Origin of the sequence: Methanohalophilus sp. RSK, from assembly GCF_003722075.1 — an archaeon.
Classification (GTDB): domain Archaea; phylum Halobacteriota; class Methanosarcinia; order Methanosarcinales; family Methanosarcinaceae; genus Methanohalophilus.
Map to the genome: position 1 here is coordinate 265,570 of NZ_RDSK01000009.1, position 24,678 is coordinate 290,247.

General features: G+C 42.9%; 31 protein-coding genes. 17 read left to right on the top strand and 14 right to left on the bottom strand.

Going from position 1 to position 24,678, the window contains the following annotated elements; all coding sequences use genetic code 11:
* The first annotated feature begins 117 nt into the window (after positions 1-117).
* The 7 genes from EFE42_RS04340 to EFE42_RS04370 all read left to right on the top strand — a co-directional run bounded on the left by EFE42_RS04340 (position 118) and on the right by EFE42_RS04370 (position 4,936).
* Positions 118-447, top strand: a complete 330-nt coding sequence (locus EFE42_RS04340) for a pyrimidine dimer DNA glycosylase/endonuclease V (RefSeq protein ID WP_123136083.1) — start codon at positions 118-120, stop codon at positions 445-447.
* A 55-nt stretch (positions 448-502) separates the two neighbouring features.
* On the top strand, positions 503-1,612 hold the full coding sequence (locus tag EFE42_RS04345) for an amidohydrolase family protein (protein WP_123136139.1): 1,110 nt from the start codon (positions 503-505) through the stop codon (positions 1,610-1,612).
* Positions 1,613-1,639: 27 nt separating this feature from the next.
* Positions 1,640-2,089 (top strand): universal stress protein, encoded by a 450-nt coding sequence (locus EFE42_RS04350; protein ID WP_123136084.1) that lies wholly within the window; start codon positions 1,640-1,642, stop codon positions 2,087-2,089.
* Positions 2,090-2,124: 35 nt separating this feature from the next.
* Positions 2,125-2,982, top strand: a complete 858-nt coding sequence (locus tag EFE42_RS04355; protein WP_123136085.1) for a CBS domain-containing protein — start codon at positions 2,125-2,127, stop codon at positions 2,980-2,982.
* 27 nt (positions 2,983-3,009) lie between these two features.
* Positions 3,010-3,690, top strand: coding sequence for a 2,5-diamino-6-(ribosylamino)-4(3H)-pyrimidinone 5'-phosphate reductase (locus EFE42_RS04360; RefSeq protein WP_123136086.1), 681 nt, complete (start codon positions 3,010-3,012; stop codon positions 3,688-3,690).
* Positions 3,691-3,772: 82 nt separating this feature from the next.
* A complete protein-coding gene (locus EFE42_RS04365) occupies positions 3,773-4,276 on the top strand; it encodes a co-chaperone YbbN (RefSeq protein WP_123136087.1) in 504 nt (167 codons plus the stop codon).
* Positions 4,277-4,294: 18 nt separating this feature from the next.
* On the top strand, positions 4,295-4,936 hold the full coding sequence (locus EFE42_RS04370) for a cytochrome c biogenesis CcdA family protein (RefSeq protein ID WP_123136088.1): 642 nt from the start codon (positions 4,295-4,297) through the stop codon (positions 4,934-4,936).
* Here EFE42_RS04370 and EFE42_RS04375 read toward each other — a convergent pair whose 3' ends face one another.
* From EFE42_RS04375 to cbiT, 7 genes are read right to left on the bottom strand one after another with little or no spacing between them, the layout of a single operon-like run.
* On the bottom strand, positions 4,937-5,650 hold the full coding sequence (locus EFE42_RS04375; protein ID WP_123136089.1) for a precorrin-8X methylmutase: 714 nt from the start codon (positions 5,648-5,650) through the stop codon (positions 4,937-4,939).
* Positions 5,640-6,437: a precorrin-3B C(17)-methyltransferase gene (gene cobJ / locus EFE42_RS04380; RefSeq protein WP_123136090.1), complete on the bottom strand. Its 798-nt coding sequence runs from the start codon at positions 6,435-6,437 to the stop codon at positions 5,640-5,642. The genes EFE42_RS04375 and cobJ overlap by 11 nt, the downstream gene beginning before the upstream one ends.
* A complete protein-coding gene (locus EFE42_RS04385) occupies positions 6,406-6,759 on the bottom strand; it encodes a cobalamin biosynthesis protein (protein WP_123136091.1) in 354 nt (117 codons plus the stop codon). Before EFE42_RS04385 ends, cobJ begins: the two co-directional genes overlap by 32 nt.
* On the bottom strand, positions 6,756-7,247 hold the full coding sequence (locus EFE42_RS04390) for a cobalamin biosynthesis protein CbiG (protein WP_123136092.1): 492 nt from the start codon (positions 7,245-7,247) through the stop codon (positions 6,756-6,758). Before EFE42_RS04390 ends, EFE42_RS04385 begins: the two co-directional genes overlap by 4 nt.
* Positions 7,248-7,264: 17 nt before the next feature.
* Positions 7,265-7,993, bottom strand: a complete 729-nt coding sequence (locus EFE42_RS04395) for a cobalt-precorrin-4/precorrin-4 C(11)-methyltransferase (RefSeq protein WP_123136093.1) — start codon at positions 7,991-7,993, stop codon at positions 7,265-7,267.
* Positions 7,994-8,611 (bottom strand): cobalt-factor II C(20)-methyltransferase, encoded by a 618-nt coding sequence (locus EFE42_RS04400; RefSeq protein WP_123136094.1) that lies wholly within the window; start codon positions 8,609-8,611, stop codon positions 7,994-7,996.
* On the bottom strand, positions 8,605-9,180 hold the full coding sequence (gene cbiT / locus EFE42_RS04405) for a precorrin-6Y C5,15-methyltransferase (decarboxylating) subunit CbiT (RefSeq protein ID WP_123136095.1): 576 nt from the start codon (positions 9,178-9,180) through the stop codon (positions 8,605-8,607). Before cbiT ends, EFE42_RS04400 begins: the two co-directional genes overlap by 7 nt.
* Before the next feature lie 82 nt (positions 9,181-9,262).
* Between cbiT and EFE42_RS04410 the strand changes: the two genes are divergently transcribed.
* On the top strand, positions 9,263-10,735 hold the full coding sequence (locus EFE42_RS04410; RefSeq protein ID WP_123136096.1) for a cobyric acid synthase: 1,473 nt from the start codon (positions 9,263-9,265) through the stop codon (positions 10,733-10,735).
* A gap of 145 nt (positions 10,736-10,880) precedes the next feature.
* Positions 10,881-11,696: a winged helix-turn-helix domain-containing protein gene (locus tag EFE42_RS04415; RefSeq protein ID WP_123136097.1), complete on the top strand. Its 816-nt coding sequence runs from the start codon at positions 10,881-10,883 to the stop codon at positions 11,694-11,696.
* 5 nt (positions 11,697-11,701) lie between these two features.
* On the opposite strand, the gene EFE42_RS04420 is transcribed toward EFE42_RS04415, so the two are convergent.
* Complete coding sequence (locus tag EFE42_RS04420; RefSeq protein WP_123136098.1) at positions 11,702-12,121, bottom strand: PleD family two-component system response regulator; 420 nt, start codon at positions 12,119-12,121, stop codon at positions 11,702-11,704.
* 193 nt (positions 12,122-12,314) lie between these two features.
* Here EFE42_RS04420 and EFE42_RS04425 point away from each other — a divergent pair, with 193 nt between their 5' ends.
* Positions 12,315-13,229 carry a UbiA family prenyltransferase gene (locus EFE42_RS04425; protein ID WP_123136099.1) on the top strand — a complete coding sequence of 305 codons (915 nt, stop codon included), beginning with the start codon at positions 12,315-12,317 and terminating at the stop codon, positions 13,227-13,229.
* Here EFE42_RS04425 and EFE42_RS04430 read toward each other — a convergent pair.
* Both EFE42_RS04430 and corA read right to left on the bottom strand, forming a co-directional pair.
* The gene (locus tag EFE42_RS04430; protein WP_233564713.1) at positions 13,226-15,514 is read right to left on the bottom strand and encodes an ATP-binding protein; all 2,289 of its coding nucleotides are present in this window, start codon (positions 15,512-15,514) and stop codon (positions 13,226-13,228) included. The two genes, EFE42_RS04425 and EFE42_RS04430, sit on opposite strands and share 4 nt — an antisense overlap.
* Positions 15,515-15,617: 103 nt before the next feature.
* Positions 15,618-16,685 (bottom strand): magnesium/cobalt transporter CorA, encoded by a 1,068-nt coding sequence (gene corA, locus EFE42_RS04435; RefSeq protein ID WP_123136100.1) that lies wholly within the window; start codon positions 16,683-16,685, stop codon positions 15,618-15,620.
* 79 nt (positions 16,686-16,764) lie between these two features.
* Between corA and trpD the strand changes: the two genes are divergently transcribed.
* The 5 genes from trpD to EFE42_RS04460 are packed head-to-tail and all read left to right on the top strand — an operon-like array spanning position 16,765 to position 21,218.
* Positions 16,765-17,880, top strand: coding sequence for an anthranilate phosphoribosyltransferase (gene trpD / locus EFE42_RS04440; protein WP_233564714.1), 1,116 nt, complete (start codon positions 16,765-16,767; stop codon positions 17,878-17,880).
* The gene (locus EFE42_RS04445) at positions 17,831-18,493 is read left to right on the top strand and encodes a phosphoribosylanthranilate isomerase (RefSeq protein WP_158599191.1); all 663 of its coding nucleotides are present in this window, start codon (positions 17,831-17,833) and stop codon (positions 18,491-18,493) included. Before trpD ends, EFE42_RS04445 begins: the two co-directional genes overlap by 50 nt.
* Complete coding sequence (trpE, locus tag EFE42_RS04450; RefSeq protein WP_123136102.1) at positions 18,493-20,058, top strand: anthranilate synthase component I; 1,566 nt, start codon at positions 18,493-18,495, stop codon at positions 20,056-20,058. Before EFE42_RS04445 ends, trpE begins: the two co-directional genes overlap by 1 nt.
* Position 20,059: 1 nt before the next feature.
* Positions 20,060-20,644 carry an aminodeoxychorismate/anthranilate synthase component II gene (locus tag EFE42_RS04455; protein WP_123136103.1) on the top strand — a complete coding sequence of 195 codons (585 nt, stop codon included), beginning with the start codon at positions 20,060-20,062 and terminating at the stop codon, positions 20,642-20,644.
* A 34-nt stretch (positions 20,645-20,678) separates the two neighbouring features.
* Entirely contained in the window at positions 20,679-21,218 is a 540-nt protein-coding gene (locus EFE42_RS04460; protein ID WP_123136104.1) for an adenylate kinase family protein, read from the top strand.
* Here EFE42_RS04460 and EFE42_RS04465 read toward each other — a convergent pair whose 3' ends face one another.
* The 4 genes from EFE42_RS04465 to mer form a co-directional block, all read right to left on the bottom strand.
* Positions 21,219-21,419 carry a hypothetical protein gene (locus EFE42_RS04465; RefSeq protein ID WP_123136105.1) on the bottom strand — a complete coding sequence of 67 codons (201 nt, stop codon included), beginning with the start codon at positions 21,417-21,419 and terminating at the stop codon, positions 21,219-21,221.
* A gap of 75 nt (positions 21,420-21,494) precedes the next feature.
* Positions 21,495-22,016: a nicotinamide-nucleotide adenylyltransferase gene (locus EFE42_RS04470; protein ID WP_123136106.1), complete on the bottom strand. Its 522-nt coding sequence runs from the start codon at positions 22,014-22,016 to the stop codon at positions 21,495-21,497.
* Positions 22,017-22,019: 3 nt separating this feature from the next.
* Entirely contained in the window at positions 22,020-23,048 is a 1,029-nt protein-coding gene (gene fpoF / locus EFE42_RS04475; protein WP_123136107.1) for a F420H2 dehydrogenase subunit FpoF, read from the bottom strand.
* On the bottom strand, positions 23,048-24,034 hold the full coding sequence (gene mer, locus EFE42_RS04480) for a 5,10-methylenetetrahydromethanopterin reductase (protein WP_123136108.1): 987 nt from the start codon (positions 24,032-24,034) through the stop codon (positions 23,048-23,050). The genes fpoF and mer overlap by 1 nt, the downstream gene beginning before the upstream one ends.
* A gap of 232 nt (positions 24,035-24,266) precedes the next feature.
* Here mer and EFE42_RS04485 point away from each other — a divergent pair, with 232 nt between their 5' ends.
* Together EFE42_RS04485 and EFE42_RS04490 are read left to right on the top strand one after the other, a co-directional pair.
* Positions 24,267-24,389, top strand: coding sequence for a desulfoferrodoxin FeS4 iron-binding domain-containing protein (locus EFE42_RS04485; RefSeq protein ID WP_072360257.1), 123 nt, complete (start codon positions 24,267-24,269; stop codon positions 24,387-24,389).
* Positions 24,390-24,437: 48 nt separating this feature from the next.
* Positions 24,438-24,674, top strand: coding sequence for a DUF2180 family protein (locus EFE42_RS04490; protein WP_123136109.1), 237 nt, complete (start codon positions 24,438-24,440; stop codon positions 24,672-24,674).
* The last annotated feature ends 4 nt before the right edge of the window (positions 24,675-24,678 follow it).

The window sequence follows — 24,678 nt, forward strand, 5'->3', positions numbered from 1 at the left end:
ATTAATGATTGTAATTTAAGATTCAGTAGGTTACATCATTATTAAATATATTTTTTGTTTTGGATGCCTGAATCACAGATTGTTAATTTCAAATAAGAATAAATCAATCTATATTACATGAGAATATGGGATTTGCCGCCATCCGATCTTTGCAGACAGCACCTCCTGGGAGAACACAGGGAATTGCACGCCCTCTGGTCCATTATCACTAAAAATAAAAAGGCTTATTCCAATCATCCTGAAACTCTTCGCTGGAAAGGTAAATTACACGCCCTGTACCTGCGCCATGAAAGCCTTGTTGGCGAAATGCAGAAACGAGGATATAACCATCACAGCCCCCTTGATCCTGTCCTTACAACAGGGGAATCCAGACAGGACACTCTTGTAACATCCCTTGATGAGCAAAAAGATGCTCTCAGGAAAAAAGGATGCAACTGCAAAATTTAAACAGGATATATCCAGCGTTAATTTTTTAATTATTAATACATATGAATACAGGATTATGTCCTCAATGGTCTGTGAACAGGTTATCTATGGCAACATCCTCCATGGGGATGATTTGTCTTTGGTGAAAGGTTATGTATGTATCCGGGATGGTATCATACATGAAGTGTGTGAGGAGCCTACATCTTCTGAAAATATTATTGCTCCCTGTTTTACCAACTGTCACACTCATATCGGTGACTCGGTTTGTAAAGACCCTTGCATAGGCCCGGCTGAGGATTTTGTGATACAAAAAGATCTGAACAGTCTGGTCAGGCCACCGGATGGCTTAAAACATCGCATCCTTGCAAAAACTTCTGACAGGGAACTTGTAGAATACATGAAATTTTCCATCAGGGATATGCTTGCCACCGGAACCACCGGTTTTGCAGATTTCCGGGAAGGGGGAAACAGGGGCGTGCTGACACTGAAGGATGCATTAAAGGATATGGATATTGATTCCAGAATATTTGCAAGACCCGACAGCAGGGAGCTCAGTATGCCTGTGCACGAGGGAATTTCCTTACTTCTTTCCCAGGCCGATGGAATAGGGATGAGCGGTGCACATGATGTCGATTTGAAGCTATTGTCACAGATTGCAGATACCTGCCACAAATCCAGACGTCCGTTTTGCATACATGCCGGTGAAAAATCCCGCCACGATATTAAAGATGCACTGTCCCTGCAGCCGGATATGCTTATCCATCTAACACAGGCAGTGCAGCCAGACCTCGAAAAAGTTGCCGATGAATCTATTCCGGTAGTTGTCTGCCCCAGATCCAATTTCCTTACAGGAGTGGGGATAGCACCTGTTGCTGAAATGTTAAAAGCCGGTATAAATGTAGGCGTAGGTACGGACAATGTTATGCTGAATTCTGTAAATATGTTCTCTGAGATGGAGTTGCTTTCAAAGGTATTTGGACTTGAGGATAGACAAGTATTTAAAATGTGCACACTTAATGGGGCATCAATATTGGAGATGGAGGGAAAAGGCCCTCTGCGGGAAGGGTATAAGGCAAACCTGATGGTATTGGATGGCACGTCAAATAATCTAAAAGGAATACAGGATGTATTAAGTGGTCTTGTTCGTCGGGCAAGACCGGACGATATTTTATCAATAATCCATTAATCTATTCATTTATTCGAGAGATCAAACATGGCAAGTGAAATCTACAAAAAGATACTGATCGCTACCGATGGTTCCACAGAGAACAAAAAAGCGGTCTCTTACGGAATTGAACTGGCAAAACTCAGTGGTGCCAGAGTATACGTGACGTATGTCGCGGATACCGCATCATTTGATTCCATTCCCATGGATGGCGGATGGGAAATGATGTATGAACTTCTTGAAAAGGAAGGGAAGGAAATAACCGATAAAGTGATCTCTGACACCGGAGATGACATTGAAATAGAATCAAAACTGCTTGAAGGCCATCCAGGTCATGAGATAATTGATTTTGCTGAAAGCAATGGAATTGACCTTATAGTCATGGGTACTCACGGTAAAAGCGGACTTGACAGGTTCCTTCTTGGAAGCGTTGCAGAAAAAGTCACCCGCAACTCACATGTTCCCGTTATGGTAGTAAGGGGAAGTGGAAAGGAATAAAAAACGATTGAAGATTTTATTGAGGTTATTTAAAAATGCCAGAAAAAACCCTGATAAAGCACATCATGGTGACTGATGTAGCCGCAGCCACTCTGCCCGGTTCACGCGATGAAGTGCTGGAAATCCTGAAAGATAAAAAGGTATCCGGTGTACCGATGCTCAAAGATAATCGAGTTGTTGGTATCGTAAGCAGAAGTAATCTTCTGAGCAATCCTGAAGAAGATCAGATTGCGTTGCTTATGACACGGGATCCAATAAAGGTAAAACCGGAAGATAATATCAAAAAAGCTGCGCAATACCTGATTGATTATGGTTTCAGAAGGTTGCCGGTTGTGGATGATGACGACAGACTTGAAGGCATGATAACAGTTGCCGATATAGTGGCAAGTATGGCCTCTCTGCAACTCAACGAACCAATAAGTAAATATCTGGGCAGAAGAGGCATAGGTCCGGTATGGTGTGAAACACCTTTACCCGTAGTTGCCAGAAATATGGAACTTGCAAATATAAAAGCAGTTCCGGTCCTTAATTCTGAACTTGATCTGGTAGGCATAATATCTGACCGTGACATTATCAGTGCAAGTGTCATAGAAGATTCCCTTGAAATGTCTGATCTGTCTGCTGGTTCTGATGATGATGAATGGACGTGGGAATCCATGCGAGATACCCTCAGCATATATTATAGTGTCTCCAGGATAAAAGTTCCGGATGTGCCTGTAAAAGAAGTGATGGTCACCGATCTGATCAAAGCATCCAATAATATGAGTGTTAGTGAATGCGCTCTTAAAATGAAGAGAAGCAGGGTCGATCAGGTTCCTGTGATGGATGCAAACGGTACATTCATTGGTCTGTTGAGGGACCGTTATCTCATGAAAGCACTGATCGATAGCTGATCTTATAATTGAAACTGAAGGGATTTCATGCCCACTCCCTTTACATTTATAAATGCTGCAATGTCCATTGACGGGAAAATATCTACCCGACAGCGGCGCCAGGTAAGGATATCAGGGGACATAGATTTTGAAAGAATGGATGAATTGCGGGCAAGTTCTGATGCGGTAATGGTAGGCATTGGAACTGTTCTTGCTGATGACCCCAGTCTCACTGTCAAGTCCGATGAAAGGCGGGCTAAAAGGCTTGCAAAAGGACTTGATGAAAATCCGGTACGAATCGTGGTGGACAGCAAAGCACGTATTCCCACAGATGCTGACATATTCAGAAAAGGTGCTGGAAAAAAAATAATTGCAGTTTCCGAAAGTGCAACTTTTGACAGGGTAGAGGCGCTGAGAAAAAAGGCTATGGTCATAATGGCTGGCAAAAACCAGGTGGATCTTCCTGAATTATTCTTAATACTTGATGAAATGGGCATACACCGGCTTATGGTTGAGGGTGGCGCGAGTCTTAACTGGGGACTTGTCAAAAACGGGCTTGTGGATGAAATATATTCTTTTATAGGAAATCTCATAATAGGAGGGTCAAATGCTCCTACTCTTATCGACGGTGATGGATTTGATGAAGCCGAAACGCCAACATGTTCTCTTATAAGTGCTGAAAAGATGGAGGATGGGGTGCTGTTGAAGTGGAAACTCAAAAAGGCCTGATTTTTTTTTACACCCGGGTTTTGTATAAATTTGGGGATACCATGCATAATACTTATATTTTAATATACCAATCTTTTAATGGATGATAGCAGGTAACAGAATTACTTACGGATTTGTGCTGATTGTGATGTTACTGGCATTTGTGACTACCGGCTGCACAACTCCTGAAGTTAACCAGCAACAAGAGACCATTGTACAGGAATCGAACACTAAAGATATCGAGCAACTGAACACCTTATTGGAAGAGGAACCTGTGCTCATCAAGTTCGGTTCACCGACATGTGCCCCCTGCAGGGATCAGGATGTGATTCTGGACACCATTGCAGATGATTATGAAGGAAATGCCTCTGTGATCATGGTGAACATTAATGAAGAGCGAGATGCAGCCTCGTTCTTCGGAGTGTATTCAATACCCGACATGAGTGTCATTGCAGGAATCAAGGATGACAGGTATCTGTTCATGGGACCTGATGGCAATGTTTCTTTTGACCGGAGATCCACACGTTATGTGGGATTGACGGATGGTGATATCCTCAGGCAGGCACTGGACAATTCTATAGCCTACAGGCAAAACAATACATCATGATATAAAGGCAGGATACAAGTGGTTACTGACACCATAACTCCCATTGCGATCTTTGTTGCAGGTATTGTTAGCATTGCTTCTCCCTGCGTCTTTCCCCTGCTGCCCGCCCTGTTTGCCTCATCCACAGGCCGGGGGCGTTTCAGACCCCTTGCCATTGTTATAGGATTGGGCATATCCTTTGTATCGATGGGAATTGTAACTTCTGCATTTGGTTATGCTCTGCGCGATTACCTGACCTACCTGAATATCCTGGCTGCTGCTGTCATTATTGCTTTTGGTATCATTATGCTCAGCAATGTGGAAATATTCAATATCTTTTCAAAAATCCCTGAACCTGCCAGCGCAAATCGGGGAGTAAGCGGTGGATTGCTTCTGGGCCTGTCTCTTGGGGTTGTGTGGCTTCCCTGTATCGGCCCGATTCTCGGCGCAGTGCTCACCAGGATAGCTGTTGAAGGGAATATATACTACGGAGCAGCGATGCTTTCCATTTATTCCCTGGGTTTTGCGATACCGATGTTATTGGTTGCCTATTCCGCCCATTTTACGGGTAATTATGGCAATGTTGCAAAATATCAGAATTATATAAAAAAAGGAGCTGGATTGGTGCTGATTATCGCAGGTATCTGGATGCTCAGCATCAATCCTTTTGTGACTTTCTGATCAGTCACAGGTTTCTTCATCTCTTTTGATTGCCACAATTTCATTGACACAGGCTACAGCTATAGGTGTCCCGCCCCGCGTACCTACACAGGTTATTGAGGGGATGTCCCGTTTGCGAACCTCTTCCTTGGATTCAGCGGAATTGACAAATCCTACAGGCGTTCCAATCACAAGAGCAGGTTTCATCCCATGGTCTATCATGCGGCATACTGCAAATGCAGCAGAAGGAGCGTTTCCTATGGCTACGATTGCTCCTTCAAGCCTGTCACGACAATTTAAAAACCCGGCTGCTGTTCTTGTAATGCCATATTTGTGAGCGATTTGTGCATCCTTGTCCTCATCAAGGACACAGATTACCGGACAATCATGGCCCTTTTTGGTAACACCGGCTTTGACCATATTGATATCGACAAAAATGGGAGCACCGTTTTTGATAGCTTCTACCCCTGCCTTTATTGGATCATTCTTGAAGCGCATTATTTCGGCAACTTCAGGATCGCCTGTGGATATCATGCACCTCTGTCTGACACGTCCCTGAGGAGAATCATCGCCAACCAGTTTGCTGGCAATACGCCTGCTGGTCATGTAAATGGCTTTTGCTTCTTCTGTCTGGGCGCCCAGATCCCTGCACATTTCCACTAGTTCAGGTTCTGCTTCCATTGTGATTTCCACAAGGTTTTCAAGTTCCTGACCGTTTTTATCTTCAGTAGTCATATTTTCTCTGATACCCCCTGGGTGTTATTATCTTTTCCATGCCACTTTTGCCCCATATACGGGATTCAGGGGTTGTGATCAATATCATGGTCCTCATATCCACCCAGTCGTCAAAATCCAGCACCTTGCCAAGGGTTGTTACCTTCATTTCCTGGGAATCCCCTCGCAGTGCATTCTTCACAAGGCCCACAGGAGATGATCCATCCCTTGTTTTTTGTATTATTTCAATGGCCCGCCGGAAGTTGGAATTACGTTGCCTGCTCTTCGGGTTGTAGAGAGATATGATAAAATCCGCCTCTGAAGCAGCCCTGAGCCTTTTTTCGATACGTTCCCATGGAGTTAACAGGTCACTGAGGCTTACCACTGCAAAATCATTGACAATGGGTGCACCAAGTACACTTGCTCCCGCCGTAATGGCGGTAACACCAGGCAGGACTTCAATATCCACGTCCAGCTCATGATTTTCGGCAACTTCCAGCACAAGGCCGGCCATACCATATACATTGGCATCCCCACCACTTACCATTGAGACAACATTGTCTTCTGCAAGTTCCACTGCCTTTTTGGCACGGTCAACTTCCTTTCCCATATGACTCCTGATGATTTCCTGGTTATTGAGGAGTTCCTTGACCTGGTCCAGGTATGTACCATTGCCGATTACATAATCAGAATTCAGGATAGCATCCCTGGATGCAATGGTAAGTTGTTCCACCGAACCGGGTCCAATCCCGATTACATAGAGTTTTCCTTTTTTATCAGTCTGCGATTGCAATTGTAACCCTTCCATATACTTTTTTATTCATTATCAGATTCTTGTTAGTAGAAAGTGCAAGTGCACAGGGTTCTGCCACACCTTTGAGGCCAAATCTTGATGCCCTGGATTTAGAAGGTACATCAATTTCGTTAATCCTGGAGTGGGACAGGAAGTGAATAGGTACGCCTATAGTTCCAGCTGCACTTTTAAGTCCCTGTTCATCTTTTTTAAGTTCCGCTGAGGCCAGTGCTTCTATATCTTCCTTTCTGGTATTTGTTGTTTCCAGTGCCTGTGCGATGGCTTCGAGGACTTCTTCCTCGTGGACTCCCCTGCGGGCACCAATTCCTATAATCATGTGTCTTCCTGTTCCTTTTTAAGTACGGACACATCACTATCCACGATCACAATTTTTGGTCCCTTTATTTTCAAAACCTCGACATCCTGCTCTAGCAGTGCACAATTCACATCCTTTGTGGATTCCTTGTTCACTATGTCGCATCCCATTTTTTTGGCAATACCTTCGACAGAGTTGCGATTATGGACTTCAGTTGCCGTTGTGATTACGGGTGTCGCACCAATTTCAGCAATCTTTCGGACCAGTTCATTGCCTCCATGGTGCCCCCCCAGGACAGGGATTGCAAAATTGAGATTCGAATCCACCACCACAATCGCCGGGTCTGTCCACTTATCTTTTATGAGAGGAGCGATATCCCGGACAACTATACCTGTAGCAAAAACAGCAATTATCCGGTCATATTTTTCAAAGGCCTCCTTGAAAATATCCTTGCTATAGATAAGCAGGTCTGCTCCCACATGTTCTGCTATTTGGCGGGCCATATCCATATTGCGATTGAAGGTTATTACAGCGGTGGCTGGTGTACTCCGTATAGGTGTGACCTCCTGTAATTTTTCGGATCCACCACACCTCCGATAATAATCATGGCAGAGCGCTGGATTCCCGCTTCTTTAACCTTTTGGGCAATTGTTTCCACGTTTCCGTAGATTACCTGTTCATCATCCCAGGATGCATGGTAAATTACAGCAACCGGAGTGTCTGAAGGACATTCCAGTTTTTCCATGATCTGCTCAATCTTCTGGGTCCCCAAAAAGATTGCCATCGTTTCACCATGTCTGGAAAGGGCAGGAATTTTATCTTCCCCCAGTGTTTTGCCTGCAGGCCGGGTTATTATAAGGGAATCGGAAACACCGTTTAATGTCAGCTGGGTGTTAAGAGCTGAAGCAACTGCAAACACGGAGGATACTCCCGGCACTCTTTCGACTTCAACATCATATTTTTTCAATTCTTCCATCTGTTCGATGATAGAACCATAAAGGGATGGATCTCCACTGTGCAGACGGACAACTTTCTTGCCTTCCTTGAGTGCATCCACCATCACTTTGGTAGTCTCTTCAAGGGTCATTCCATAGCTGTCTACCTTTTTGCCTTTTGAATATTCAAGCACTTCAGGATTTACCAGTGAACCGGCATACACCACAAGATCAGCTTCTTCCAGTTTCTCCTTACCAAATACGGTGATCAATTTGGCGTTTCCCGGACCGGCTCCAACAAAAGCGATTTTGTCATCCATTCATTCACCCCCCTTTTCTGCATAGAGAATACTGAAGTAATTACCTTTCCCGGGAATGTTCTCCTTGCCCTTTATAATCCTTTCCCGATCCAAAAACAGCCTTTCAGCAAATATGAAATTATCATATCCTTCTTCTGTCAGGTTGCGGATGATGTCCTGTGTGTGTTTTGCTTTCAGTACAATCTTTGATTTTTTATCAGAGCCATCAGAGACCTCAAAAGATGAATCGATTTCGGAATCGGTACGTGAGGCAAAAGAAGTAATTGAACTGATACCAGGCACTGTTGCAGTTTCAACATCCGGGTAGTATTTATGCATGACTCTCTTCAAATGTGTAAATGTTGAGAAAAAGTTAGGATCACCAATCAGACCGAATACAACGGTTCCATTTCTTGCTTCATTGGCAATGATGTCAGCATTCTTTTTCCATATTTCGTTTAGCACATCATAATCACGCAACATCGGGAAATCCAGTATTTCCGAATCAGTATATGGTTTAACCAGTTCCTCTGCCATTTTGCCAGGCACATATACCTTGTCACTGTCCTTAAGGGCATTTACAGCTTTAAGCGTGAGAAGATCCGGGTCACCCGGTCCAAGTCCTACTCCTATCAACATTTTTTATCACCTTGAATGTTACTGTATTTTCCGGATATCATGTACACGGGATTTTCTGGTTTAAACATAGTTTCCCCGGTAATTGGATATCCTCTTGATATTGATATATTAGTAATAGTGTCAAAAATTCCAAGTTCTTTCATTTGGTTCATTACAGAAACCACAGTTTCAATCCTTACTGCATTGACGATGATGCTTCCTGCTTTATGTTTTACAAGAGATTTGAGAATAGCATCAATATTCTTTGTACCGCCTACAAAGGCACAATCAATTTTTTCTTCGGGAGGAATTTGTTCTAGAATTTCCGATGATTCGCCGTGTATGAGCTTTACACGATCGAGTCCGAAATTTTTGAAATTCTTTTCTGCAACTTCAATGGCTTCCTGACGCGCATCAATGGCAGTGAATTTTATATTCCTTGCCAACTTTGAAGCAGCAATGGAAACTGCACCTGTACCACATCCTATATCATAAAAGGTGCATCCTTCACTCAAGTCAAGTTTAGATAATGATACAGCTATTATTTCGGGTTTCGTAGGCCCGCCGCTTATATGTAGTAGCTCAGACATTGTTCTCCCAAGTAAAGTTTATTGGAATTGATTGGATATTGTACCTATACAATATCACTAGCTACATAAAAGGTTGTTGTAAATGGAAAGAGATGGTATTCCCAAAAGTGTACTTGTTCTGGGTACGGCCTCGCATGTAGGCAAGAGTGCGATCGTCACCGGCCTTTGCAGGATATTTTCCCGCAAATACAGGGTTGCCCCGTTTAAGGCACAGAACATGAGCCTGAATTCGTGGATCACAACGGATGGCAAGGAAATAGGAATCGCACAGGCAATACAGGCAATGGCTGCAGGTGTTGAACCCACAGCTGAGATGAACCCCGTGCTTCTGAAACCAAAAGGTGACAGGGTTTCACAGGTCATACTTATGGGCAAACCTTATGCCGACAAAAGCGCTGGTGCCTACTACGATTCAATAGAGGAAACTCATGGCGTACTTCGCCAGGCCCTTGAAACACTGGGAAACGATTATGAAGTAATCGTAATGGAAGGCGCAGGCGGAGCAGCTGAAATAAATCTTTATGAAAGGGATATTGTAAACCTGGGTACTGCAAGGATCACCAATGCGCCAATAATACTTGTAGGGGACATCGAAAGAGGTGGGGTCTTTGCAAGTCTTTATGGTACTATCCAGCTTCTGCCTGAAGATGTCAGGCAAAATGTCAGGGGAATGATAATTAATAAATTTAGGGGAGATCCCGCCATCCTTCAGGCTGGTGTAGAAGAACTGGAACAAATAACTGGCATTCCTGTACTGGGAGTCATGCCCTATTCAAAACTTGGAATCCCTTCCGAGGATTCGGTATCTATCGGGGATAAGTCATCCCCATCAGGAATGTATGATGTCGATGTGGCTGTTATCCGGCTTCCCAGAATCTCCAATTTTACAGATTTTGAACCCTTGGAGCGCCTGGTAAATATACGCTATGTGGATCTGGATGATGAATTAGGCACGCCTGATGCAGTGATCATTCCCGGTACCAAGAACACCATAAGTGATTTGCAGGATTTGCTTGATAGCGGTATGGCTGAAAAGATCAAATCGCTGTACGGGAAAGTACCTATACTGGGCATTTGTGGCGGCTACCAGATGCTGGGTAAACAAATAGAAGATGCAGCGATAGAGGGCGAAGCAAATGCGATCTATGAAGGACTTGGCCTGCTGGACATTCACACCATATTTGATGCATACAAGAAAAAAACCGTTCAGGTAACCAAGAAAGTAAACCGGGCAAGTCCCCTTTTTGATTCAATAAAAGGTGAAACCATAGGTGGTTATGAAATCCACATGGGAGATACTGGTTCAACTGCTCCTGTATTTGGTGACGATGGCTGTGTGGATGAAAGCGGAATGGTAGTGGGAACCTATCTACATGGTTTGTTTTCCAATGCCAACATAAGGAAAGCCTTTGTATCCTATCTTCTGGAGAAAAAGGGAATCGAGTACAATGAAGAAGACCTCGAAGATGATCCCTATGAAGAATTAGCACAGTTGATGGAAGAGTACCTGGATATCGGGAAAGTATATTCCATCCTGGGCCTGAAAGAGAATTGAAGGTGGATATACAAAGTAGCTTTTGGTTTGCCATCTTCTTTTTTTTGGATTTGTCTATGAAAAGCGGCTGCAATATCCAAAATTATCTAATATGAAATTATTAAATAGATTAAATGCCACTTTCTTCCAGAGAGAGTGAGATCGGATGGATATACTCGATATATATGAAGATGTACAAAAGGAAGTGCAGGCTATCTATAGGTCAAGATTGCAGGCACAAATGCTTTTGTCGCTCTATGTGGATAACAACACACTGGCCAGACTGCGTGAAGTGACAGGAAGTACTTCACAGGCCTTGCTGCCAAAGATAAGAATTCTTGAATCCAACAAGTTGATCGAAAGTGTGGAACATGAATACAGGCTAACACCCCTGGGTAAAATTGTAGCCTCCAGAGTTGCAGATTCTGTCATGACCATGGGTACTGTATTGGAACATAAAGAATTCTGGCAGTCCCATTACATGGAGGCTATACCACAACCCCTACTCGAGTCCATAGGCCATCTTTATGATTCGAAAATCGTCAGTGATACGAATGTGGAAATTTTCAATGTGTACCACCACTTTCTGGATATGATTAAAAAAGCAGGTCATATATATGGAGTAACTGCGATTATGAGTTCGGGACATGCTGAGATTCTTGGGAACAGAATACAGGAAGGCATCCCTGTAAAATTAATAGTCACAAAAAGTGTGGTTGAAGAATTAAGACAACAACCCTACATTGAGGAAATTCACCAGCTTCAAAAATTGCCCAATTTCCGGATTTTCATGGTCGATAATGATATAAATCTCGGATTTACTGTCACTGATAAATGTCTTTCCCTGGGTTTGTACAAGAATGATGGAGTTACATATGATACTACAACAGACCTTTTCAGTTATGATGAAACTGCCATCAAATGGGGTGAAAATTTGTTTGAGTACTATCTGGATGATGCAGTTGAATTGGATTTGATCTAACTGTATTATCTTTGTCGTATGGGTCCATCGATAGGATCCCTACATTCAGCTTTTTTTTTAAGCAGAGTCTGCTGTACCTTTGTTTCAAGTTCACAGGGATGGATTGGTTTTTTCAGGTACTCATCTGCCCCGGCCTGCAGTCCTTTTTTAATGTCAGAACTATCAAAAAGTGCCGAGTACATGAAAACAGGGATGTTTTTTGTAGAGCAATTCTGCTTAATTTCCCTGCACAACTCATAACCATTCATCTGAGACATCATCACATCAAGTATAATTAGATCAGGATGTTCTGTTTTTGCGAGCTTAAGTCCCTCTATCGGAGAAGAGGATGATATTGTCTTGAAATTTTCAAGAAAAATTTCCAGTAATTCGATTATGTCAGGTTCGTCATCGATTATCAAAATTCTGGGATCTTCTTTTAGCATGTTCTCTACACACCTGTTGTTTTTGAAGGGACCTCCGGAAGATTACATAATGTAAATCTCCCGGATGAACTTTGACCTCTAATATACAATATAAGCTGAGAACTATACATATATTATTATGACTAAGATTAATCGGATCGATTAATATTAAGAGCCACAACTAACGTTTACCCCTATTATAAACATTACATGCATGAGTGAATTTAAATATCCTGCATCCGAGGTGAACCTAGATGGTACAGTTGTCAAAAGAATTCTTGATTTCCTTACCTACAGTTCTGTTTATCTTTCGATAGCCGGAGCTGTAATGGCATACATGGCCTGTCAGTTACAGGGATTTGCCCTATCCTGGCAGACGATGGCTATAATGTTTTTTGTCACATATTCTGTATATAATATTGATCGTAAAGCAGACGAGGATGAAGATTCCATAAACCACTCAGAACGTTATTCCTTTACCAAGAAATATGAAAAGTTCTTGTTCCTATCTTCAATTCTTGCTTATCTTTTTGCTTTCCTGCTTGCTTATCCCTACGGATATAAAGCTCTTCTTGTTACTGCTATACCTCTTGTCAGTGGTTTGCTTTACAGTTTTGCATGGCTTCCTTCAGGTTTTCGTTATCGTAGGCTCAAGGAAATCCCATCTGTAAAAAACCTGGTAATAGCAATGGCATGGGCATCAACTCCTGCCTTTCTCCCTTCACTGGTATATGGACAGCAAATGGGAGACCTGGTCTTTGTAACGTTTATTTACTTTTTTTCCCTGGTATTTGTCAATACTGTTATTTTTGATATGAGAGACATCGAAGGTGACAGTATTTCAGGAATTGACACTATTCCTGTACTGCTTGGTGCAGAAAAAACCCGCATATTATTAATCTGCCTGACACTTACAGCAGGTTATTTCATGATAAATACTGGTATGCAACAGTTGGGCACTGCCTCTTTGTTAGTACTGGCAGCAGGCGTTATTTATGCACTCTGCTACGTTATTTTCTTTGGGAAGATTGAAGAAAATAATTCCCTGTGCGACCTGATGGCAGATGGCCAGTTTATAATACTGGGAGGACTGTTGATAGTTGCAACAAGTATGGGTGTAGCTGCTTAAAGATCATTTTGCGGGGGGAGGGTGAACTTGAAAGTGCTGCCCCTTCCCACTTCACTTTCAACCCATATCTGACCTCCGTGCATCTCTACAATATTCCTCACCAGAGCCAATCCCAGACCCGTGCCCTGATATTGCCTGTTGGAATCAGAATCAATTTGTCTGAAGGGTTCGAAAAGTTTGTCCTGTTCTTCTGGAGGAATACCAATCCCGCTATCAGACACACTAATAGTGATATCTTTATCCCCGTAATCAATGTCAATTGCAATCTTTCCTTTTTCAGGTGTGAACTTGATTGCATTGCTAAGTAAATTATATAGCACCTGTTTGATCTTCAGCTTGTCCGCATAAACAGGATACTCCAAACTAGTATCTATAGCCAAAATTAGCTGTTTCTTTTTGACAAGAGGTTGCAGTGTATTTTTCAATCCGGAAATTATTTCTTCGAGTCCGAATTGTTCAGGTTTTAACTCCATTTTTCCAGCTTCAATTTTGGAAAGATCCAGTATATCATTGATGATTTCAAGAAGATGTCTCCCACTGGTGTTTATGTTATTAGTATATTTCTTTTGCTTTTCATTTAGTTTTCCGAACGCCCCTTCTAACAGCACATCTGAGAAACCGATTATAGAGTTTAGGGGTGTGCGCAATTCATGGCTCATATTAGCCAGAAACTGGCTCTTGGTCTGGTTTGCCGCCTCTGCCATCATTTTTGCTTCTATAATTGCTTTTTCAGCTTCCTTCCTTTCGGTGATGTCAAGAATGATTCCCTGCAGATATTTTATGTTACCTTTTGTATCTCTCTTAATGAGTGTCCTTTCATCAACCCATCTGATCTCCCCGGATTTGGTGGTTACACGATACTCCTGTGAGAAATCATTCTGTCCTTCTGCCATCTGTTTATCAAGATTTTTCTGAACCCTGCCGAGGTCTTGAGGATGTACTATATCGCCATACCATAAATATCCTGAATTAAAATCTTCTGCGGAATATCCCAGCAAATTGATGTTAGTGGATACAAGCTCTACCGGCCAGCTGGGTGTAGCTTTCCATTTGAAAATAATCACAGGACTGCTGTCCATAACTTCTCTCATTTCCTGGATCGAAGCATTTGATTTCTCAAGGGCATCAAGTATGCTGTTTAACCCTTCCGGAATTTTCCGGAAATCAATGTCTACATCTGTATTTGCCCGTGTGTCCAGTTTCCCTTCGATTGCTTCATCCGATATCGTATCGAAATTGCCAACTATTCGTTTTATTGGCTTTGTAATGGAGCGGGCTATTAATAATGCTCCTCCTCCCATGAAACAAATTGCTATAAAGGAAATGCCTGCAAGTTGTTTTTGGAGTGTGGTCACTCCTGCAAGCATTTCTTCTTTAGGGACAATAAGCAAAAATGAGAAATCGCCTGTTTCTACAGGTTCATAGAAAATAGTTACTTCTTTTCCGGTAATCGGATCAAGGGTATTGATATGGCCACTTCGTCCCAAAAATACGTCGACTCTCAATTTCCGTATGTTTGGTATGTCAAATGAGTTCAATGATTTCTGGCCAATCCATTCCTTTTCGGTGGGGTGGGACATTAGAATTCCTGTCCTGCTCACCACAGTAGCATAACCGGTATCGAATATTTCTATATCACTGACAATATCATCAATATAATTCAAAGAAACATCCACACCACCGATTCCCTGAAAATTCCCTTCCTTCATTATTGGTGAGACAAAACTGACAATCAATGCTCCTTCGTACAGGTAAGGTTTGGTAACTACGTCTTTTTCCAGCTTTTTGGGCAACTGGTAGTAGGAGGAAGTCTGGTAATCTACAAGTGGATCGAGTTTCACCTCGCCCCCAATTCTATTCCAGTACGGAATGAACCTGCCGGTTGCATCATGGCCGGTTGTGTTTACATAACTACTATCCATCCCGTCGAAGGCATTTGGTTCAAAACAGACGTAGCTACCTATCAAATCGGGATTATCCCGCAGTATTTGTTCCAGCATGGCATTGGTTTCAGTCCGGTTCCTTGTATCGTATCTTTCCAGGCTGCTTGCAAGGGTACGTGCAATGGACATACTTGATTGCATATCCGTATTGAACTGACTGGCATAGGTTTCTGCAGTCCTGGCCGATTTATCGTATGCGAGGTCCCTTTCCTGATCCGTAACTGTAGAAGTGATAGCCATCGTGGTAGCCAGTAAAATAATTATAGTTCCAATTGTAATCAGAAATAGCAGTTTGGTTTCAAGATTTATGTTTTTCCACTTTATCCTAAATACCCCTTCCACACAATTAATAAAATAGTTTCAATGTTTTTTATTTGATATATATTGATATATGTTCTATTTAGTATTATTTGACGTTCATAGTTATGTGGCTTCTACAAAAGGTTTACAGCCAGGTCTTCTTTTTGAAATAATACAGCATAATCACAGATATAGTGGCCATAAAGATCATAACTGCAGGATAACCCCATTCCCATTTCAATTCGGGCATGTACTCGAAGTTCATTCCATAGATGCCTGCAATAAAAGTGAGAGGGATAAAAATGGTAGCAATGATTGTCAATACTTTCATCACTTCATTCATCCGGTTACTAACCGTTGAAATATAAAGGTCCTGCATACCGGATAACATTTCCCTGTAGGTTTCCACGGTTTCGATGACCTGGATTGAGTGGTCGTAAAGGTCACGCAAATATATGCCAGTACTTTCCCTGATTAAACCGGATTCATCACGTTGCAGGGATACAATTATTTCCCTGAGTGGCCAGAGGGACCTGCGTAAAATGATCATTTCCCTTTTAAGCTCATGGATACTTTGCAAGGTTGCAGGAGCAGGCTCTTTTATTAGTTCGTCTTCCAGCCTCTCAATTTCTTCCCCGATATCTTCCAGAAGCAGGTAATAATTATCCACAATAGAATCCAGGAGGGAATAGGTAAGGTAATCTATACCCCTTTTCCGAATGTTACCTGCAGGTCTTTCCATTCTCTGTCTGATCTGCTTGAATAAATCAGTACCCATTTCCTGAAATGAGAGAATAAAGTTATTTCCCAGTATTATGCTTATCTGGTCTGAGTTGACTGCGTTTTCCAGACGTTCGTAAAACAGAGTCCTTATTGTAACATAGATATAATCGTCATATGATTCGGTTTTGGGCCGCTGATTGGTATTCAGAATATCTTCCAGCACAAGGGGGTGAACCCCAAAAATTTTCCCAATACTTTCAATTAATTCTGTTTGGTGCAAACCATCTACATTGATCCATATTTTCCTTTCTTCTGTAAATTTAAGATTTTTAATTATGTCGATGACCGGATTAACATGTACTTCCAGATATTTTTCATTGTACTCCACCACTGTCAGTTTAGGTTCTTCCACCTTTTTATCCCCAACATGGATCAATGTGCCGGGGTCCATTCCTGCCTTTACGGAGAATTCAGAATTATAATCTCTCACTCATTGCTCCTCTCTTTATTATTCGTTTTATTGTATTTTTATTTTGGGTGTTGCCTGATGGGAGTTATATTTTTATACCATGAAATACCTGTACATAATTGTACAACTTGATACATTCATGTATGGTGATTATATGCAACGGTGCCTGCAAAAAATAGTAAACGGAGAAGACCTGAATGCTACTGAAGCAAAGAAAACTCTGAAATATATCCTACAGGAGGCAACGGATGCCCAGATAGGAGCTTTTCTCGGGGCTTTGAGCGTCAAAGGGGAAAGTGTGGAAGAAATAAGTGGTTTTGTAGAAGGAATGCTTGATGAAGCTGTCATAATAAAACCAGCAATTGCCGGACCACTTGTGGATATTGTGGGGACGGGCGGGGATCGTCATAATACAATCAACATTTCCACCTCCGCAGCCATTATAGCTGCAGCTGCCGGTGTGCCAATCGCAAAGCACGGAAACCGTGCCGTGACGTCTCTTTCGGGAAGTGCCGATGTGCTTGAATCTCTCGGTGTTGACCTGAACTGCTCACCGGCAGAAGTGAAAAGATGTATGGAGTCTGTGGGAATCGGTTTTCTCTTTGCGCCATATTTCCATCCTGCCATGAAAAGGGTTGCGCCGATCAGGAAAGAACTTGGATTCCGGTCAATCTTTAATCTGCTGGGCCCTCTCTCAAACCCAACGCTCGCTTCCAGGCAGGTTGTCGGTGTATATGATAAAGCTCTTTGCAAACCCTTTGCGCAGGTCCTCAGTAAACTTGGCAAAGAAAGAGTACTGGTGGTTCATGGTGACGGGATGGATGAAATATCCACCCTCTCGGAAACCTATGTAGCAGAACTAAAGGACGGAGTAATCACTACCTATGAAATAAAACCCGAAGACCTTGGATTTAAAAGGGCAACTGCACCTGATATTGTAGGTGGGACTCCTGAAGAGAATGCAAAGGACATAAGGTATATCCTGGAGGGGGAAAAAGGGCCCAAAAGGGATATAGTGGTGGCTAATGCTGCCGCTGCCATCTATGTTGCAGACAAAGCCTCGACTCTCAATGAAGCCGCAAGAATTGCTGAAAAGGTAATCGACAATGGCAAAGCTCTTGAAAAACTCGAAGAACTTGCACAATTCACAAATTCCAGGGGATCAAATGCAACCTGCCATAAGGGTGAAAATCTGCGGAATGAAGTCTGTGGATGATATAGGTATTGCAGCAAAGTGTGGTGCTGATGCAGTAGGCTTTATAACAGAAGTGCCGGTGGATACGCCTCGCAATCTGAATCTGGAATTAAGCACTGAGCTCATAAAAGCCACTCCCCCCTTTGTCACCACGGTTATGGTAATAATGCCAGAATCGATTGAACATGCTAAAAAACTTGTAAGTAATGCAAGACCGGACATGGTGCAGGTACATTCCACTGCTGACAAGGAATTACTCACTGCACTGCGGGCAACGCATGTCCGGATAATCCAGAAATTTTCGATTTCTGATAAGACAAAGGTCCAGGAAACGATTAAAATCATCAATGAACTTGCAGAATATAACCTGCTTGATGCCGTAATCCTGGATACTGCCTGTAGCAGCGGCGGAGGTAGTGGCCTGACCCATGACTGGAATATAAGCAGCGAAGTGGCAAAGAACATCCCTGTCCCGTTGATTGTGGCAGGAGGCCTTAACCCACAAAATGTGGACGAATGTGTGAACATTGTATCCCCCTATGGAGTGGATGTTTCCTCCGGGGTTGAAGTGAAAGGTAAAAAAGATTTGGATCTTGTTTGTGATTTTATAGGAGCTGTGAGGTGTAGTAATTGATGGAATTTGATATTGGAAAGGATGAGTTCATTTCACTTGTAAATAAGGAAGTCAATCCGGCCCTTGTACAGCTGGTAGCCGAGGTGGAAACGTCCCTTTCCCCACTTGACCTCTATACTCTTCTGGAAAATCATTTTGATTACTCCTATATTCTGGAATCTGTAGAAAAAGAGAGCAGGCACGCACGTTTCTCTTTTGTAGGTGCAGACCCCCTTGCCTTACTTTCCGTAAAAGGCAGACGTGTTTGCCTGACAATGTCACATGAATCAGCCCTGACAGATTTGATGGAAAAAAGACTGGGAAATGTCTGCGATTCTCTTGAATCCAAATCCTGTCATTTTGAAGGAATCATAAAAACCGGATATGAAGTTTTAGATGCCCTCAGGAAAGTATTCGTGACCGATGAGTCACTGCCCCTTCTCAATGCAAATCGATTTGACAGGCAGACTTTCCTGGGTGGAGCAATGGGATATGCCGGATATGACATTATCTATGACTGCTGGTTGAAACAGGAAATTCCAAAAGGCGCAGAGGAACCGGACATGCAGTTTATGTTCACTACAAGTACCTTTGTTTTTGATCATCTTGAAAAGAGGACTTATTACGTGAAAACTCCACTTGCAAATTCCTCAAATGCAGCGCAGGTCTATAATGATGTACTCGAAGAAGCCCGCAGCATGCAGGTAGTACTTAATCGGTCATCATTGATCAAGGAAAATGAATCAGCGGGAGGTGCGAAGAATGAAAATATTTCCTGCACAATGGGCCGGACAGAATATGAAGATGCAGTAAGCAAGGCAAAGGAACATATCCTGGATGGGGATATTTTCCAGGTAGTCCTTTCAAGACGTTATGAATTACCCTACCACAATAGTCCTCTTTACCTATACAGGAAACTACGCTCGATTAATCCGAGTCCTTACATGTATCTACTTTCGTTTAAGGATATGGCTGTGGTGGGTGCGAGTCCCGAAACCCTGATGACTGTGGATAATGGGCGTGTGATCACCAATCCTATCGCAGGGACATGCCCCAGGGGTGAAAACGAAAATGAAGATTGTAGCTATGCCGAAACAATGCTACAGGACGAAAAAGAAAGGGCAGAACATGTGATGCTTGTTGATCTGTCCCGCAACGATGTACGCATGGTCTGTGAAGGTGGTTCTGTAAAAGTATCCGATTTTATGAAAGTGGTACGTTACTCTCATGTACAGCATATCGAAAGTACAGTGGAAGGTAAATTAAGACCCAAATGCGACCAGTTCGATGCCATCAAGGCACTTCTTCCTGCAGGAACCCTTTCCGGTGCGCCCAAGATACGGGCAATGGAAATCATTAGACAACTTGAAGGAGTCGGCAGGGGTGTCTACGGAGGAGGGATCGGTTACTTTTCCTGGAACGGGGATGCAGACTTTGCAATTGCAATACGTACGGTTGTTATGAAAAAGGGATATGCAATGATACAGGCAGGTGCCGGTATAGTTGCAGATTCAGTACCTTCAAAAGAATACGAGGAAACTGAGCGCAAAATGGCTGCAATGCTCAAAGCGGTAAGAGGGGAATGATATGAAAGTACTGTTTGTCAATAACCGGGATTCCTTTGTATGGAACCTGGTGGATGCCTTTTCCGTATTGGGTGTTGAAACCGTAGTTGTTCCAAATACAGTGGAAATGGAAGAGGTCAGAAATATAAAACCAGACGCCATTGTCATATCACCCGGCCCGGGCATTCCTGAAAGGGCTGAGGATATCGGCAACTGCCTCCAGATTATTAAGGAATACGGTCCAAATACCCCTATACTGGGAGTTTGCCTTGGTCACCAGGCTATAAATCGGGCATACGGAGGCAGTACGGGCAGATGTGCAAATGGCCCCGTCCACGGCAAGGCTTCATCAATAATTCACAGTGATTCGCTTCTTTTTACGGGATTATCCGATCCTTTTGAAGGAGGAAGATATCATTCACTGGAAGTTAAAGAACTTGCCCCTTCCCTGGAATCCATTGCCCATACAGAAGATGGCTCAATAATGGCGATTAAACATAAAGATTATCCTATCTATGGCATCCAGTTCCATCCTGAATCGGTACTGATGAAGGATGGTTTGAAAATTATTGAAAATTTTCTGGCTCTGAGCATACAGGAGGATTAATCCTTAATAATAGAGGCAATTGTATTCGGGACATATGTTTATTGCTTTAACCGGCACCCCAGGATGCGGGAAAACATCTATATCCGGGCTGCTTGAGAATGAATATGGGTATCGAGTGGTTCATTTAAATGAACTCATAAAATCCGAGAATCTTTTCATAGAAGAAGATGAGCAACGGGACTGTATGGTTACTGACCTTGATGTGGTACAAAAGCGACTGTCAGTTATAGAAGAATCTGAAAATCCTGTAATTATTGACAGCCACATGGCCCATCTGATTGCAGATGTTTCCATCGTCCTACGTACGGCTCCCGACGAACTCAAAAAAAGGCTTGGGAAAAGGGGATATAAACCTGCAAAAGTGGATGAGAATATAGAAGCAGAATGCCTTGATGTTATACTTGTAGAGTCGGTTGAGAACTGTGAAATGGTATTTGAAATTGGTACCTCAGGCCGGAGTATAAGTAAAGTTGCCGGGGATGTAAAAGAGATAATCGATGGCATATCCTCAGGACATCCGCCCCTTGATAAATTCAAACCCGGTGCTTTTGATTGGAGCGGGGAAATATTCTGATTACTTTTTCTTTTCCGGGTGTATTTCCTGATCCGGTGTTACGCCGTAATATCTGGTCCTTGCTTTTCCCCATATGCAACCTTCCTTGCCAAATATCTTGAGTTCAAGATTCTGGATTGCCTTACAGATAGGGTTTCCAGCCCTTGCTCCCCTGCATACAATACAATATTTTTCACAAAATACCGGTGCTTTATCAGTCATTAGATGCCCCCTGCATATTCCTTACACTATATAATATTCAACGGAGGTACTATAAAAAATTAAGGACGGGGGTTGTCAGAAAGTTTGATCGCTTCCGGAGACATGCTTTAATCTCCTGACACCATCAATCTCTTCAATAACTTCTTTAACTGATTCGGGGACTAGTTGTTCCCATTTTTCACCGGCAATCATCTTTTCACGGATTTGGGTGCCTGAATACTTGTCCCGATGATACATGGGAGGTTGCTTTGTTTCTATGCCTGCTTCTTCGAAAAGCTCGAGGATTAAAGGATTATTGGAATAGACTATGTCAAAAGGAGGTGTCCGTGCGGTGACATAGGAAACCCAAATTGCGTTTTGCTGGATGTCATCTATGGGAACCGCATAATGCTTGATGTCCGTATCTGCAAGAGAATGACGAATCATCATTATGCGTTCACCGGCAGTAAAGGGATTCGGTGTTTCGTGGCTTCTTTGAGCGCTTCCGACACCAATTACGAGTTCATCAATATCTTTTCCAATCGTTTTTATGACCGAATAGTGGCCTTTGTGGAATGGCTGGAAGCGCCCTATATAGAATGCCCTTTTTAGATGCATGTTTTATCTGATGCCACATTCATCGAAGCTGAACTTCTCGCAAACTTCAAGATAATGTTGTGAATTGTTGCTGTGTTTCATGGTTGCCAGTTTCTTGACAAGGTCCATTCCAGGTTTTGGATCTTCCATAATCTCAAGCTCGTCTTCAGCCATCTTGAAGTATTTTTCACCTTCATCTGTACGGATCAGGATACTGTTCCATCCGTCCGGTGCACCTACAGAACCTATTGATATATCTGCTGAAACTGATGTGTAATCACAGCAGTGGTGGCAGGGGTTTCTGGCATGCGGACCAACCTGTGGGATCTTGACACTGTGACTTTCGCCATCCTTTGTATATGCCCAGAACTTACCCTTTGCGAAATCGAATTTTGCAACATCTTCAGGATTGAGTTCCATTATCTCTTTTATGATTTTTTCGGACATTACATCATGATAAAAACTTTCCATACAAAGAAGCCCTATAATAACCACGATCTTGTCATTGACATTTTCGGATATTAGACGTGCACCGTGAGCCTGGCAGGGTACGCCGATTACACCTATTTTATCATATTGTTCGAAGGGGTCCCTCAGAGCGGAGAGTACGGAATCATATGTGTATTTAGTACCTTTGGCTCTCTTGATTTGTTCTGGATCGGTGAAAACTTCCAGTTCGGTTTCCCAGTTGTCATTGCGGGTAATTCCCACAAAGCAGTCTACTTCTCCCAATTCAAGAAGCTTGCTTGCAATTGCAGTTGTTGCACCACCGTCCTGTCCTTCGATGTCACTTTTTGCACCAAAGAAACTCCTGACATTTGCGAATTCGTCCTCAACATAACCATCCACTACAGGACAGATGCGCCCACAGGTATAGCAACCTTCACAGACATTTGGGGCAGCACCTTTGGCGTAAAGCTCCAAATTGTCCGGGTCTCTTACTTCGGCCCTTTTGTTCATGACGATGGCACCGGCAGGACATGCTGAAACACATGCCCCGCAAGCGGTACAGACGTCATAATCAATGACCTCTAGTATCTTCGGATGAACCATCAGTTTCCTCCGATGATCTCCTTACCGATGAGTTTGATTGCTTTTTCTTTGTTAGGTCCAAGAGGTGAGCCGGCAACAATCTGGGTTACACCAATGTCCTTCAGGTCATTGATCCTTTGCTTACAGTCCTCGGGGGTTCCGCAGATACAGAAAGCATCCATCATTTCATCAGTTACAAGGTCACCCATAAGTGCTCCGAAGTCGCCCTTGGAGATTGCAGCTCCTATGTCTTTCTTGGCTGCAGGGTCAATTCCATGGCGTTCAAGCACCATGTCGGGAGAACCTGCAACGATGAAGGCAACAACGACTTTCGCAGCGTTCTTGGCTTTTGCTGCATCTTTGTCGATAGAGAAGCATGCATAAGCTGCTACATCGATCTCATCCATGCTGCGGCCTGCTTTGTCAGCACCTGCTTTTATTTTTTCCATTGCGACTTCAAAGTCCCTTGGATGGGATGCATTGATCAGTACACCGTCTGCGACCTGGCCTGCAAGTTCAAGCATTTTCGGACCCTGTGCACCCATGTAGATAGGTACATCACCGGTCTTGAATGCCATCTTCGCGCCGCCGAATTTGATCATGTCACCGTCCATTTCAACCTTTTCGCCTCCCAAAAAGCCACGCAGGGCTTCAATGGATTCCTTGGTTGTGGTCAATGGTTTATCCCATGGGATTCCCATTGCATCAAAGGTAGCCTTGTCTCCGGGTCCCAGACCGAGGATTGCACGGCCACCGGATATCTCGTTGATAGAACCAATGCTGGATGCAGTAATGGCTGCATTTCTGGTGTATGGGTTTGTCACACCTGTTCCGAGTTTTATGCTGTTGGTGTTTATAGCCAACACTGCAAGGGTGGTATAAACATCACGATTGTTGTAGTGATCTGTAACCCAAACATTGTCAAATCCCTGTTGTTCAGCAAGCTTTGCATAGTGGGCGATTTTGAGAACTGGGTCTCCTGGTACGAACTCTATTCCAAATGACATTTGAATCCTCCTATTATTCAATATTTTGATGCTATTGAGGATTGCATACATATATTAAAACCTTATTGATTTTGAACGGCATTTTCCTTTTTGCCTATATATTAGTAATCTTCCAGACTCATTTCGAATTGCAAGGATATGATACAGGCTGCTATATTTTCCCCGTCACCGATATGCATAAATAATCATCTCTCCTCTTTTATTATGCAAATAAATACAAGGAGTTAAATCTATGGGAGTTCAAAAAGTAGGTGAAAAATACATTTGTAATATCTGTGGCAATGAAGTTGAAGTCACTGAAGTTGGCGGCGGAGTACTTATTTGCTGCGGGGAAGAAATGGAACTCATGGAGTAATCATCCTGTTTATGTATATTTCTGAATCAATAAGGGAGTGAATCAATAATGAAATGTTTTGAGTGTGCAAAAGAAAATAAAACTACTGACACTGTCGGCATATGCATCATATGTGGCAGAGGTGTCTGTATGGACCATCTTGTAAGAGAAAAAATTCCCGTATTGGAAGGGGAATACGAAGTGAGGCTTAAGTGCATGGGTGATGCCTGTGAGTTAAAGAACATACAACCTCTACTCAAAATACTTTGCAAACCATGCCATGAGGCTTTGAAGGAAAACTTCTGAGGTG

Coding starts and splice junctions, on each gene's coding strand:
- EFE42_RS04355 (WP_123136085.1), top strand. CDS start 2,125: ATGCCAGAAAAAACCCTGATAAAGCACATCATGGTGACTGATGTAGCC.
- cobJ (WP_123136090.1), bottom strand. CDS start 6,437: ATGGAAGGGTTACAATTGCAATCGCAGACTGATAAAAAAGGAAAACTC.
- EFE42_RS04360 (WP_123136086.1), top strand. CDS start 3,010: ATGCCCACTCCCTTTACATTTATAAATGCTGCAATGTCCATTGACGGG.
- EFE42_RS04490 (WP_123136109.1), top strand. CDS start 24,438: ATGAAATGTTTTGAGTGTGCAAAAGAAAATAAAACTACTGACACTGTC.
- EFE42_RS04385 (WP_123136091.1), bottom strand. CDS start 6,759: ATGATTATAGGAATTGGTGCCCGCAGGGGAGTCCACGAGGAAGAAGTC.
- EFE42_RS04400 (WP_123136094.1), bottom strand. CDS start 8,611: ATGTTGATAGGAGTAGGACTTGGACCGGGTGACCCGGATCTTCTCACG.
- EFE42_RS04340 (WP_123136083.1), top strand. CDS start 118: ATGAGAATATGGGATTTGCCGCCATCCGATCTTTGCAGACAGCACCTC.
- EFE42_RS04425 (WP_123136099.1), top strand. CDS start 12,315: ATGAGTGAATTTAAATATCCTGCATCCGAGGTGAACCTAGATGGTACA.
- EFE42_RS04470 (WP_123136106.1), bottom strand. CDS start 22,016: ATGCATCTAAAAAGGGCATTCTATATAGGGCGCTTCCAGCCATTCCAC.
- EFE42_RS04455 (WP_123136103.1), top strand. CDS start 20,060: ATGAAAGTACTGTTTGTCAATAACCGGGATTCCTTTGTATGGAACCTG.
- EFE42_RS04345 (WP_123136139.1), top strand. CDS start 503: ATGTCCTCAATGGTCTGTGAACAGGTTATCTATGGCAACATCCTCCAT.
- fpoF (WP_123136107.1), bottom strand. CDS start 23,048: ATGGTTCATCCGAAGATACTAGAGGTCATTGATTATGACGTCTGTACC.
- EFE42_RS04415 (WP_123136097.1), top strand. CDS start 10,881: ATGGATATACTCGATATATATGAAGATGTACAAAAGGAAGTGCAGGCT.
- EFE42_RS04465 (WP_123136105.1), bottom strand. CDS start 21,419: ATGACTGATAAAGCACCGGTATTTTGTGAAAAATATTGTATTGTATGC.
- mer (WP_123136108.1), bottom strand. CDS start 24,034: ATGTCATTTGGAATAGAGTTCGTACCAGGAGACCCAGTTCTCAAAATC.
- trpD (WP_233564714.1), top strand. CDS start 16,765: ATGAAATACCTGTACATAATTGTACAACTTGATACATTCATGTATGGT.
- EFE42_RS04460 (WP_123136104.1), top strand. CDS start 20,679: ATGTTTATTGCTTTAACCGGCACCCCAGGATGCGGGAAAACATCTATA.
- cbiT (WP_123136095.1), bottom strand. CDS start 9,180: ATGTCTGAGCTACTACATATAAGCGGCGGGCCTACGAAACCCGAAATA.
- EFE42_RS04485 (WP_072360257.1), top strand. CDS start 24,267: ATGGGAGTTCAAAAAGTAGGTGAAAAATACATTTGTAATATCTGTGGC.
- trpE (WP_123136102.1), top strand. CDS start 18,493: ATGGAATTTGATATTGGAAAGGATGAGTTCATTTCACTTGTAAATAAG.
- EFE42_RS04395 (WP_123136093.1), bottom strand. CDS start 7,993: ATGGATGACAAAATCGCTTTTGTTGGAGCCGGTCCGGGAAACGCCAAA.
- EFE42_RS04350 (WP_123136084.1), top strand. CDS start 1,640: ATGGCAAGTGAAATCTACAAAAAGATACTGATCGCTACCGATGGTTCC.
- EFE42_RS04410 (WP_123136096.1), top strand. CDS start 9,263: ATGGAAAGAGATGGTATTCCCAAAAGTGTACTTGTTCTGGGTACGGCC.
- EFE42_RS04375 (WP_123136089.1), bottom strand. CDS start 5,650: ATGACTACTGAAGATAAAAACGGTCAGGAACTTGAAAACCTTGTGGAA.
- EFE42_RS04420 (WP_123136098.1), bottom strand. CDS start 12,121: ATGCTAAAAGAAGATCCCAGAATTTTGATAATCGATGACGAACCTGAC.
- EFE42_RS04445 (WP_158599191.1), top strand. CDS start 17,831: ATGCAACCTGCCATAAGGGTGAAAATCTGCGGAATGAAGTCTGTGGAT.
- EFE42_RS04365 (WP_123136087.1), top strand. CDS start 3,773: ATGATAGCAGGTAACAGAATTACTTACGGATTTGTGCTGATTGTGATG.
- EFE42_RS04390 (WP_123136092.1), bottom strand. CDS start 7,247: ATGGATATGGCCCGCCAAATAGCAGAACATGTGGGAGCAGACCTGCTT.